This is a genomic window from Erwinia sp. B116 (assembly GCF_002865965.1).
Classification (GTDB): domain Bacteria; phylum Pseudomonadota; class Gammaproteobacteria; order Enterobacterales; family Enterobacteriaceae; genus Erwinia.
Genome location: NZ_JRZZ01000009.1, coordinates 46,672 through 58,976, shown reverse-complemented (window position 1 = coordinate 58,976; position 12,305 = coordinate 46,672). Strand labels below are relative to the sequence as shown.

Sequence of the window (12,305 nt, the reverse complement as noted above, 5' to 3'; positions counted from 1 at the left end):
GACGAGCCGTTAATCAATCCGGCAGCTTAACGCCTGGCCAGAGCAGCGGCCCGCGCTAACCGCCCTGCGGCAGTGAATACGTAAGTGAAACTATGACAAATAACGATCTGAAACTGGAACTGGGCGCCGTGCTGACCCTCTCCTGCACCCGTAACAACGTACACTGCCAGAGTAAAAAGCGGGCGCTGGAAATCATCAGTGAGCTGGCAGCAAAGCAGCTGAACCTTCCGCACCAGACGATCTTTGAATCGATTCTGACGCGCGAAAAAATGGGCAGTACCGGTATCGGCAACGGCATCGCCATCCCGCACGGTAAGCTGGAAGAAGATACGCTGCGCGCGGTGGGCGTCTTTATCCGCCTGGAGCAGCCGATCGCCTTTGATGCGATCGATAACCAGCCGGTCGATCTGTTATTCGCCCTGCTGGTGCCTGCCGATCAGTGTAAAACGCATCTTCACACGCTGTCGCTGGTAGCGAAGCGGCTGGCCGATAAGAGCGTTTGTCGCCGGCTGCGTGCGGCGCAGAGTGATGAAGAGCTGTATGAGATTATGACGGAAGACCACGATCGTCCATCATCGTGAGTGATGGCAGCGCGGTAACTGACGCCGCGTCGGTCCGTGGAATGAGATTAATTTGGGGGAAGAGTTAATGGTGCTGATGATCGTCAGCGGTCGTTCAGGTTCCGGGAAGTCCGTCGCGCTGCGGGCGCTGGAGGATATGGGCTTTTACTGCGTGGATAACCTGCCCGTGGTGTTGCTTCCCGATCTGGCCAATTCGCTGTCGTCGCGCAATATCTCAGCGGCGGTGAGTATCGACGTGCGTAATATGCCGGAGTCACCGGAGATTTTTGAAACCGCACTCAACAGCCTGCCCGACTGTTTCTCCCCACAGCTGCTGTTCCTGGATGCGGACCGCAACACGTTGATCCGGCGCTACAGCGATACCCGCCGCCTGCATCCGCTTTCCAGTAAGAACCTGTCGCTGGAAAGCGCTATCGACGAAGAGAGCGACCTGCTGGAGCCGCTGCGCTCCCGCGCTGACCTGATCATCGACACCTCCGAAATGTCGGTGCACGAGCTGGCAGAGATGCTGCGCACGCGGCTGCTGGGCAAGCGCGAACGTGAACTGACCATGGTGTTTGAATCCTTTGGCTTTAAGCACGGTATTCCGATCGATGCGGACTACGTGTTTGACGTGCGTTTTCTGCCCAACCCGCACTGGGATCCGAAACTGCGCCCGATGACCGGGCTCGATCGTCCGGTGGCGGCATTCCTTGACCGTCATACGGAAGTGCATAACTTCATCTATCAGACCCGCAGCTATCTGGAACTGTGGCTGCCAATGCTGGAAACCAACAACCGCAGCTATCTGACGGTGGCGATTGGCTGTACCGGCGGCAAGCACCGTTCAGTCTACGTTGCCGAGCAGCTGGCCGATTACTTCCGTTCGCGCGGTAAAAACGTGCAGTCCCGCCACCGTACGCTGGAAAAACGTAAATCATGACCGTAAAGCAGACCGTTGAAATTAAGAACAAGCTGGGGATGCACGCCCGTCCGGCAATGAAGCTGTTTGAGCTGGTACAGAGTTTCGACGCCGAGGTGCTGCTGCGTAATGAGAGTGGTACGGAAGCGGAAGCCAGCAGCGTGATCGCGTTGCTGATGCTCGACTCGGCCAAAGGCGGCCATATCGAGGTGGAGGCCAGCGGCCCGCAGGAGCAGGCGGCGCTGGCGGCGGTGATCGAACTGTTTAACGCCGGCTTCGACGAAGAGTAACCGGCCGGGCAGCACGCTGCCCGCTGCGATGACGCCGCCGTTCAGTAGCGTCATCGGGAGATCAGCTGCGTTCAGTGTAGCCTGTGCTGGCGCAGGAACCCCTCGCCGCCCAGCTGACGCATCTGGCGCTGGATCCACTGCTGGCGCTGGCGTACGTAGCCTGAGGGCGCCGCGGCACTGAAGCGCAGCGGGCTCGGCAACACGGCCGCCAGCAGCGCCGCTTCCGCCGGCGTCAGGCGGCTGGCGGGCTTACGGAAGTAGCGCTGGGCCGCCTCCTCTACGCCAAACACCCCCGGGCCAAACTCGGCCACGTTGAGATAGACGGTTAAAATACGCCGCTTACTCCAGACGGTCTCAATGCCCACGGTCAGTCCGGCTTCCAGCCCTTTACGCAGCCAGCTGCGCCCGTCCCACAAAAAAACGTTTTTCGCCGTCTGCTGTGACAGCGTTGAGGCACCGCGCATGCGTTTTCCTTCGCTGTCGAGCACCGACTGAATCGCATCGACATCGAAGCCCCAGTGTTCGGGAAACTTCTGATCCTCCGACGCCACTACCGCCAGCGCCATCCACGGCGAAATCTGATCCATACTGACCCAGTCAGAGTGCGCCACGTAGCCCCAGTTACCGCCGAACCAGGCCCCGAGCTGCCGCTCGACCATCACCGCAGAGAACGGCACCGGCAGAAAAGCAAAGGCGACAATGCCTGTCAGCCATACGCCGGGAATAATCAGCAACAGGCGCAACAGGTACGCCTTACAACGCGCCATCAGGCGGCCATTACCACGCTTCATTTACCAGACTCCACCCAGGTCTCTCCCTGTTATTTCAATTCGGCCAGCCACCATTATGACACAGGCAGCCGTTGAGGGATTTCTCACCCTGGCCGCCGTCCGACAGACACGGTTTAACGCCGGCCCTGGCCGCACGCCGCCGGCAAGTTGACATGCGCACAAATGATTTATGCTGCTTATAAATTTCGTAAGAACTCTTACGGCATATTGCTGTTTGCCAGCGAAAAACAGCGCCGGACGACCCAAAAACAGTGGCTTTCCTCCGGGGTGGCTGGTTAATTATTCTGCTGAATTGGGTCAGCATGCTTCGATAACATCATTACGCGCTGCACATTTTTGCTAGCAGAAACCAAAACGTTTCGGAAATCAGGGAGCCGCAATTAAAAAAAGACTAAAAACAGGGCCTTAATACCCGGTGTACCGGATTAATCACCAGACAACACTTTCCATCCGTTGCAGGCAAAATTGTCGACTATTTACGTCAGAGTGCTGGCAATTTGAAAGATGACAATCGTTCAAAATACAAACAAAAAAACCGCTAATTGCATTACGAACTTGACTGAACGGATGAATTAATGTTTCCTGTTCAATATCGCTGCTCAACATCACACATTTTAATGAATCTGGTAACATGTGATGATAGATTTGCTAAGGTAGTAGCGTTGATTTACCCAATACCTGAACCTGTGCTGAACACTCTTATTACCCTAGCGCAGATGACCCTTTTCCCTGGTGTTGGCGCAGTATTCGCGCACCCCGGCCTCGGCCGGGGTCATTTTTTTCTAGCCCCGCTCATTCACCCATTCACGCAGTACCGCGACATCATTACGCCATTCGTGTCTGAGTTCGTCGATCCACTCCTGCACGTTGTCCCACCAGGCGGGAAGTTCCGGGCTCTGGATCTGCTTCGCCACCTGTTGTAAGTGCACCAGACCGACAGAGCCGGCGGCACCCTTAATTTTGTGCCCCTCTTCCGCAATGCCTTTCTGGTCACGCGCCATCATGTTCGACTCCAGCACCTCCAGATAACCCGGCATCATCTGTTCGAACATCTCCATGCTCTGATGAATCAGCTTTGGCCCGACCAGCTCGATATACTGCTCGAGCATGGTGATATCGAGTAAGGCCAGTTTTTTCTCATCCATAATCCTCTCCTCTGCCGGCAGTTCACCCTCCGGCTGATAATCCCAGTATTTTTTGATGGTGGCGGTTAGCGCAGGCACCGCCAGCGGCTTGCTCAGCACGTCATCCATGCCGGCATCCAGATACTCACGTTTGTCCTTCAGCACGTTCGCCGTCAGGGCCACCAGCGGCGGCAGCGGCTGCCCTGCATAGCGTTGATGGATCGCCCGCGCCACGTCCAGCCCGGTCATGTCCGGCAGCTGGATATCCAGCAGCACCAGATCGAACTCATCCGGGTCGAACAACTCCAGCGCCGCCTGGCCGGTCATCGCCACCTCAACGCTGTTGCCCAGCTTCTCCAGCACCGAGCGGGCCACCACCACGTTCAGTTCAATATCCTCTACCAGCAGCACGTGCAGCGCGGGTAACGGCAGATCGTCTGCCGGCTGCTCGTCCTCGACCTCCTCCACCACCCTGGGGGCGTTGAGCATCAGGGTGAAGCAGGAGCCTTTACCCGGCGCGCTGCGCACCGTAATGTCGCCCCCCATGTTCTGCGCCAGCCGCCGGGAAACGGCCAGCCCGATGCCGGTACCGGTCGCCGGTTTACCGCCGCGCTGGTCTTTCACCTGATAATACATGGCAAAAATTTTGTCCTGCTCGTCCTGTGGGATGCCCATCCCGGAGTCTTCCACCTCAAAGCACAGAATATCGCCCTCGCGGTAGCCCACCCGCACCACGATCTCGCCCTCGCGGGTAAACTTCACCGCATTGCCGATCAGGTTCCACAGGATCTGCCGCAACCGCGTGCCGTCGGCGATGATTTTGTGCGGCAGCGGCTGCCGCGGCGACAGGATGAACCTGAGCCCTTTTGGCTCCGCCAGCAGTCCTGAGAGGTTTTCCAGGTCGGCAAGAAAACCGGTGAAATCGATCGGCTGGTTATCCAGCTGCACCTTGCGCCGTTCAATTTTGTCCATCTCAATCACGTCGTTAAAGATATTGCCGAGGGTGATTGCCGAGACATGAATGGTTTTCAGGTACTTCAGCTGCTCCTGATTCAGTTCGGTGTCCAGCAGAATGCGGCTTAAACCGACGATGCCGTTCAGCGGCGTACGCAGCTCGTGGCTGATGGTTGAGATAAAGGTGGTCTTCTCACGGCTGGCGTTCTCTAACGCGTCCTGGTAGCGCTTACGCTCGGTAATATCGCGCCCGAAGCCCATCAGGCCGCTGCGCTTGCCAACCCGATCGTAATAAGGGACTTTGCGGATCTCAAAACAGGTCTTGCGGCCGTCCGGATACTGTAGCCACTGCTCATAGGTCAGCGACACATTATGGCGGAACACCTTCTCATCGGTTTCCAGCACCTTGGTTGCGGCATCATTGTCATACACGTCGTTCGGGGTCAGGCCGATCAGCTGCTTTTCACTTTTGCCGGTCAGCAGCTCCATGGCACGGTTACAGCCGGAAAACTGCTGGTCGCTGTTGCGGTAAAATACCAGATCCGGTGAGGCATCGAGGAACGAGCGTAAGAAGGAGGACTGCTGTTCCAGCTCGATCTGCGCCTGCTCGCGCCGCGCCATCTCCTCTTTTAAGCGGGTCATCACCTGCAGACGCGCCTCTTCCGCCTTAATACGGTCGGCGATCTCCTGGTTGAGCTGGGTGATGTTCTCCTTCATCTGCTGGTTCAGCTCCAGATCGCGGTGGCGCATCTCTTCCAGCTTATCCACCAGCCGGGCCAGCCGCTGGCGGGACTCTTCCAGTTGCTCCACCACCACCGACAGGAAATAGACCGCCCACGGGGTGATCAGCAGGCCGAAAAACACCGAACGCACCATGTCGATGCTTTCCACATGGCCGCGCAATACCATGGTCACCGCCATCTGCACGATCATCGCCAGCACCACCAGCGCCGATGCCAGCAGCAGCGAGAAGCGCACCAGCCCCAGTTTGACCATCAAATCCACGTAGTACTGCGCTAATAACCGTATCTGTTTCATAGAGATTCTCTTATGCTCCGATACGGTAATCATACCGGAAATGGCTAAAACACCAACGCGGGATCCGATCCGTCGTTGCACAATAACGGTGCAGCACCACTGACGCCTGAACCGGGAGATAGCGGTATTTTCGACGCCGCGCCGCTTTCACCCCGCCGCAGGCGGCAAACCAGCGCGGTGCCGCGCTGTCCGTAGGTTATCAGGCCAGAGCCGCGTGCGGCCGTGCGGCAGGGAAAATCAAGCCGGTTGCATATTGACTGAATTTAATGACTGCATAACTTTCTGGGCGACACGCAGACCCGCACCAGCCGCTACAGCCCGTATTCATCAGTATGTTGCGTCCTTTCCCACGTTCTCCTCCATTTAACTAAAACGAATAACAAATCACACCATGTGAGAATTTATGCACCATTATGGTGATTAATTTTGCTTATAACCCCCCCTGTTTAATTCAAATCTGCCGCCGGGTTAAAAACAGTGCGTTTATGTGTTTACAGACCCCACGACGGCATATTCTGCTGCAAAAAAACCCAACGCCAGCATGGTGCAGAGATTTGCTCGCTGCCCTATAGTGAGTCAGCTCACACTTCCGCCCCTGCTAAATATACGCCTATAGCAGCAAAAAGTGACAATTTAACTATAAATATCATACATGTAGCATTTTATTAGCACCAAAAACCATAACTAAGAACCCTATTTGACCTCGGTTCGCTTTCCCGATAAGTTGGAAATCCGCTGGAAGCAATCCTGAAGGGCCCTTGTGCTGGCATATCTCTGCCACAAGACCACCCCCTCGTGATATCAGTTTCTCCGTAAATGAGACCAGGAATTCAGAGCAGGCTCCATTCAGGGACGTTATCCCACGTCTTTTAATGGCTTGCCCGGCGTAGTGGTGTCCGCCTTATAGCGGCAAAAAAAGAAAATGTTACATCGCCCTGAGCGCTGCTCATCCTGGCTATGTGCTTGAAATAATATAGGTAATGTCAAAAAGAAGTTAAGGAGGCCCTCGATGTCCAGTTCAAAACCTTATCCCTATGGCTTATATGATCCCGCTCAAGAGAGCGACAGTTGTGGCGTAGGTTTTATTACCCGTAAGGACGGCGAGCAAACCCACGAGGTCCTCCGGATGGCGCACAGCGCGCTGTGCACCGTGCCGCATCGTGGCGGCATGTCAGCAGAGGGCGTGGGCGATGGTGCCGGCGTTAACGTCGATATCTCCCTGCAGTTCTTCCGCAAGGTAACCGGCCTGCCGCTGGAGTTCGGCCAGTTTGGCGTTGGCAACTTCTTTGTGCCCAAAGATGGTGCACTGCGCACCAATGCGGAGCAGCTGGTCGAAGAGACGCTGGCAAAACATGGCCTGCCGGTGATCCTCAGGCGCGATATGCCGCTGGACACTAGCGTGCTGCGCCCGGCCGCCATCCCTTCCCAGTTGCCGATCGTGCAGTGGGTGTTTGCCGCGCCACAAGACCTTGCGGATCAAACCGATTTCGAAAAGCGCATCTATCGCGCCCTGCTGGATATCGAAGCCCGTGCCTTTACCGAAAGCGAATTTGGCGGCCTCTACCCGCTGTCGCTCTCATCACGTACCCAGGTATTTAAAGCTCGCCTCAACTCTAATGAAGTGATCCCTTACTTTAAGGATCTGACCGATCCCGATCACGGCGTACGCGGCCTGTTCTTCCATACCCGTTTCTCCACCAACACCGATCCGCACACCACCATGGCACAGCCGTTCCGCCTGATGGCGCACAACGGTGAACTGAATACCGATCGTAAAAACCGCATTGCGGAGTCGGCGCTGGCCTCCGCGCGCGGTAAGACTATCGTTCGCCCTAAAGGGCAGTCCGACAGCTCGCGCCTTGACCAGAGCATTCACAGCCGCCTGATGGAAGATAACCTCGACCTGATCCTCGCCGTGGTATCGATGATGCCGCCGGCCTGGGAAAACGATGACGCGCTGTCCGCCAACGTGCGCGCGATGCTTGAGTACTTCTCGCTGTATGAAGAGAAGAATGACGGCCCGGCGGCGCTGATCTTCGGTAACGGTGAAATTATCGGCGCGCGTCTTGACCGCCTTGGCCTGCGCCCGCTGCGTTCGGTGGAAACCGCTGACTATATCGGCGCGATGTCTGAAGCCGGCCAGATTGCCTTCCCACCGGAGAGCGTGCTGCGCCGCGGCCGTATTGAAGCCGGCGGTATGCTCTACTGGGACCATAACGATCGGCGCAGCTACACCACCGTGGAAGCGCTGGAGAAGCTGGCCGCAGAACAGGACTACCCGGCGCTGCTGGCACAGTCGCGCGTGACCCTGCAGGACCTGCCGGTGATCCCGGCCGAGAAACAGGGTTCCCCGCTGCGCTACAGCGGCGATCTGAAGACCTACCAGCGGTTTGTGGCCTACTACTACAACCAGGAAAGCTTCAAGTTCATGATGGACCCGATGCTGACCACCGGCGCTGAGAAGATCTCGGCGATGGGTTACGGCAACGCCATCAACGCCCTGTCCGACCACGAAGGCGGCATGGCGCACTACTTCTCCCAGCGTTTTGCCCAGGTCACCAACCCACCGCTGGACTCGATCCGCGAGGCAGACGGCATGACCCTGCGCGTGGCGCTCGGTGCCAAGCCGCATCTGGGCCGCAGCAAAGGCCGTCAGATCGTGGTGAAAAGCCCGATCCTGACCCACCTTGATATGCTGCAGCTGCGCGAGCAGGACGTGGCGCCGTATGCGCGCTTCGAGATGCTCTACCTGCCGGTCACCGGCAGCGATGCACAGAGCCGTCAGGCCAACGCCGACGCGCTGGAACAGGCCATCGACGATCTGGCCCAGCAGGTGGTGGACTTCGCCCGCGAACAGGGCGGCATCGCCGTCCTGACCGACCGTCATATCTCCTCCACCCGCGCGGCGATGCCGATGCTGCTGGTGGTGTCAGCGATCAACCAGCGCCTGGTGCAGGAAGGCCTGCGTCTTGACGTTTCGCTGGTGGTGGAGAGCGGCCAGAGCATCTCTTCACACCATATCGCCGCTACGCTGGGCTTCGGTGCCTCAGCCGTCTATCCGCTCGGCGTGCAGATGCGTGCCGAAGAGAAGTACGGCGAAGGCGAAGAGGGTAACAAGGCCTTTAAGCGCTATGCCAAAGCGGCTGAAAAAGCGCTGATGAAAACCATGGGTAAAGTCGGCCTCTGTACCGTAGAGAGCTACAGCTGTGGTGAATTCTTCGAGCCGAACTTCCTGAATACCGAAGACCGCGTGCTGAAAAAATACTTCCCGAACATTAAGACTCCGGTCGGTGGCGCGGGCTTTGCCTCCATCGCCCAGATGGCGGTGGACTGGCATCAGAGCGCACTGAGAATTCAGGGCGAAGCGGAAGTGCCGTTGCTCGGCCTGTTTAAAGAGCGTGCGGAAGGCGCGGGCCACTCTTACGGCACCATCGCCGTGCGCACCTTTATTGATATGACGGAGCAGCCAATCCGCTTCTCCGACAAAGCGCGCGAAGAAGATCAGTTTATTCGCCTGCTGACCCTGGCACGGCTGGATAACGCCTTCAACATCAAAGCGAAAGCCTTTGAGGACAGCAGCTTTGAGCGCATCCCTGACGCGGTGATCGACGCCTTTACCATCACGCCGGACTACCGTCAGTTCTCCAGCCTGATGCATGAAGAGCGTAAACGCCGTCCGGCCGCGTTGCGCGATATTCTGGCCTTCCCGTGCGACCTGACCCACGTCGACAGCCTGACCGAGTTCAGCCGCAAGCTGGGCCGCTATTCGCTGGTCAACAACGGCTTTGCCGTGCGTGGTCTGGTGTGCGAAGCCGTTGCTGGCGAAGCAGGACGCTTTACGCTGCGCCTCACTGACGCCATCGAGGGGCTGAAGCCGCTCGCGGAGCGTCTGCAGACCCTGGCCACCGCGCTGAAAAACCGTTTTGCCGGGCAGATTGAGCACGCTGAAGTCACCGCCGACGGCCTGCAGATCGCCGCTACCGGCGACGCGGCCGATTATCTGTCGCGCATCTTCACCACCCTGCCGTCGCTGCCGTTAAGCGAGGTGCAGCCGGCCCATGAGATCACCCGCACCTTTGCGTCCGGTGCAATGAGCCACGGTGCGCTGGTCGCCCCGGCGCACGAGGCGGTGGCGCACGGTACCAATATGGTCGGCGGCATGAGCAACTGCGGTGAAGGCGGTGAGCACTACTCCCGTCACGGCACCATCCGCGCGTCACGGATTAAACAGCTGGCGTCCGGCCGCTTCGGCGTCTGGGCGGCGTACCTGGCCGATCCGATGCTGGAAGAGCTGGAGATCAAAATCGGCCAGGGGGCAAAACCCGGCGAAGGCGGCCAGCTGCCGTCACCAAAAGTAACGGTAGAGATCGCGGCCGCGCGTGGCGGTACGCCAGGCGTGGAGCTGGTTTCCCCGCCGCCGCACCATGATACATACTCGATTGAGGATCTCGCCCAGCTGATCCACGACTGTAAGGCCGCCCGCGTGAAGGTGATCGTTAAGCTGGTCTCCTCAGAAGGGATCGGCACCATCGCCGTCGGCGTGGCGAAAGCCGGCGCGGACGTGATCAACGTCGCCGGCAACACCGGCGGTACCGGCGCAGCCTCGGTCACCAGCCTGAAGTACACCGGCCGCGTGGCCGAGATCGGCATCGCCGAAGTGCACCAGGCGCTGTGCGCCAACGGCCTGCGTGAGAAGGTGCTGCTGCGCTGCTCCGGCGCACAGCAGACCGGCAGCGACGTGGTGAAATCCGCGCTGCTCGGCGGCGACAGCTTCGAATTTGGTACCACCGCGCTGATGATGCTGAAGTGCGTGATGGCGAAGAACTGTAACGTGAAGTGCCCGGCCGGCCTGACCACCAACGCGGAGGCCTTTGACGGCGATCCGCGGCAGCTGGCGCAGTACTTCATCAACGTGGCGCAGGAAGTGCGTGAAATGCTGGCCCGCCTTGGCCTGCGCTCGCTGCGCGAAGCCCGCGGACGTTCCGACCTGCTGCACCTGATGGACCACCCGCTGGAAGTGGGCCGCCTTGATCTGCGCGCCATGCTGACCGTCGTACCGGAAGTGAAAATTGCCCGTCCGGTCTATCTGGAGAAAGATTTTGAGCTGGACGACGGCTGGGTAGCGCTGCTCGACGGTCAGCTGGTCGCCACCCGCACCAGCGATATTCAGCTGGGTGACGGCGTGACGCTGAACAACCGTAACAAGAGCGTCGGCGGTCAACTGGCGATCGATATCGAACGCAGGCTGAACCATCAGCTGAGCGCAGAACAGTTGAATGCCCTGCCTGGCGTGCTGCAAGACGATCGCGGCCGTCGCTACCTGGCGCCACGCACCGTGACCATCGCCACCAGCGGCTCTGCTGGCCAGTCTTACGGCGTGTTCTGTAACGACGGCATGATGATGACCCACTCCGGCACCTGTAACGATGGCGTGGGCAAAGGCCAGTGCGGTGGCGAAATTATCGTGCTGTCGCCGGGCGGCGGTTCGCAGGATGCCGAAGGCAACGTGCTGGTGGGCAACTTTGCGCTGTTTGGCGCCACCGGCGGACGTCTGTTCGTGCAGGGCCAGGCAGGTGACCGCTTCGCGGTACGTAACTCCGGCGCCACCGCGGTGGTGGAAGGCGTGGGCGACTTCTGCTGCGAATACATGACCAACGGCGCGGTGCTGAACCTCGGTACCTACGGTACCGGCTTCGGTAACGGCATGAGCGGCGGCTTCGCCTACCAGTACGACCCGTACGGCACGCTGGCCGGCTCCGTTGCGGCGGATTCGGTGCTGCTGGGCAGCATTACCGACGATAATGAGATGGCCCGCGTGCACCTGCAGGCGGTGGTGACCCTGCTGCAGTGGCACCTGGCTGCCACCGGCTCCGCACGCGCGCAGTGGTTGCTTGACCACTGGGAGAGCGAGAGCCAGCACTTTGTCTACGTGATGCCGCGTTCGCTGCTGCTGTATCAGGACAGCGGGGAAATCCTTAAGGCGAAAGCCCGTAAGGATCTGCTGGAAGAGCTCTCTACCGCGCTGGCAGCGCACCAGGTCAGCAAGTTTAAAGCGGCCTGGCGTGAAGGTAAGCCGATCGCCAACGGTGCCGTTCCGGCCTACGGCGCGACCGATACCCCGGAAATGCTGGTGCTGCTGAACAACTACACCGTGCTGAGCTCGGCGCAGCAGGTGGCGCTCTCCCGTCTGCCGAAAGGCACCGCGGTGGACGATGCGGCGGTCGAGAAAGCGGTGCGTAACCTGCTGATGACTGAAGACTTCGCGCTGATCGCCAAACTGCAGCGTCATGCCCGCGCGGCGATTGAGAACTACAGCGATGAGCAGCTCTCCTGCCTGATCGCCGCCAAGCGTATGGCGGACTATAAGGCTGCCCTGACCCAGCGTAATATTCGCTCGATGGACAGCCTGGCCACCTACGGCTGGATCATTTACCAGGACGCGCGTAACCGCGAGGTGCTGGGCGGGCTGCCGGACTTTGAAGAACTGTTTGCCCGTGCCGCACTGCCGGAACTGGCTGCCGCAGTGGGCAAATTAGCCTGATAATAAGACCAGAACCCTGACGGCCGGCGCGCCCGGCGGTCAGGGGTAACTGAACACGACGAAACGGGATTGAGTTACACGACAT

The 12,305-nt window shown here is 58.9% G+C and carries 6 protein-coding genes; 4 read left to right on the top strand and 2 right to left on the bottom strand.

Annotated features, from left to right (window positions below; genetic code table 11):
* Positions 1-92 precede the first annotated feature (92 nt).
* From ptsN to npr, 3 genes are all read left to right on the top strand, one after another.
* Positions 93-581: a PTS IIA-like nitrogen regulatory protein PtsN gene (gene ptsN, locus NV64_RS09025; RefSeq protein WP_056231126.1), complete on the top strand. Its 489-nt coding sequence runs from the start codon at positions 93-95 to the stop codon at positions 579-581.
* A 67-nt stretch (positions 582-648) separates the two neighbouring features.
* Entirely contained in the window at positions 649-1,503 is an 855-nt protein-coding gene (gene rapZ / locus NV64_RS09020) for an RNase adapter RapZ (RefSeq protein ID WP_056231123.1), read from the top strand.
* On the top strand, positions 1,500-1,772 hold the full coding sequence (gene npr, locus NV64_RS09015) for a PTS phosphocarrier protein NPr (RefSeq protein ID WP_056231120.1): 273 nt from the start codon (positions 1,500-1,502) through the stop codon (positions 1,770-1,772). The genes rapZ and npr overlap by 4 nt, the downstream gene beginning before the upstream one ends.
* Before the next feature lie 71 nt (positions 1,773-1,843).
* Here the strand turns inward: npr and mtgA are convergent, their stop codons facing one another.
* Positions 1,844-2,539 carry a monofunctional biosynthetic peptidoglycan transglycosylase gene (gene mtgA, locus NV64_RS09010; RefSeq protein ID WP_369814350.1) on the bottom strand — a complete coding sequence of 232 codons (696 nt, stop codon included), beginning with the start codon at positions 2,537-2,539 and terminating at the stop codon, positions 1,844-1,846.
* A gap of 806 nt (positions 2,540-3,345) precedes the next feature.
* Positions 3,346-5,679, bottom strand: coding sequence for an aerobic respiration two-component sensor histidine kinase ArcB (arcB, locus tag NV64_RS09005; RefSeq protein WP_101505773.1), 2,334 nt, complete (start codon positions 5,677-5,679; stop codon positions 3,346-3,348).
* Between the two features lie 1,009 nt (positions 5,680-6,688).
* On the opposite strand from arcB, the gene NV64_RS09000 reads away from it, so the two are divergent.
* On the top strand, positions 6,689-12,220 hold the full coding sequence (locus NV64_RS09000) for a glutamate synthase-related protein (RefSeq protein ID WP_101505772.1): 5,532 nt from the start codon (positions 6,689-6,691) through the stop codon (positions 12,218-12,220).
* The last annotated feature ends 85 nt before the right edge of the window (positions 12,221-12,305 follow it).

What these genes read in the sequence shown, in the direction of transcription:
- ptsN (WP_056231126.1), top strand. Translation starts at nt 93, where the DNA reads ATGACAAATAACGATCTGAAACTGGAACTGGGCGCCGTGCTGACCCTC.
- rapZ (WP_056231123.1), top strand. Translation starts at nt 649, where the DNA reads ATGGTGCTGATGATCGTCAGCGGTCGTTCAGGTTCCGGGAAGTCCGTC.
- npr (WP_056231120.1), top strand. Translation starts at nt 1,500, where the DNA reads ATGACCGTAAAGCAGACCGTTGAAATTAAGAACAAGCTGGGGATGCAC.
- mtgA (WP_369814350.1), bottom strand. Translation starts at nt 2,539, where the DNA reads ATGGCGCGTTGTAAGGCGTACCTGTTGCGCCTGTTGCTGATTATTCCC.
- arcB (WP_101505773.1), bottom strand. Translation starts at nt 5,679, where the DNA reads ATGAAACAGATACGGTTATTAGCGCAGTACTACGTGGATTTGATGGTC.
- NV64_RS09000 (WP_101505772.1), top strand. Translation starts at nt 6,689, where the DNA reads ATGTCCAGTTCAAAACCTTATCCCTATGGCTTATATGATCCCGCTCAA.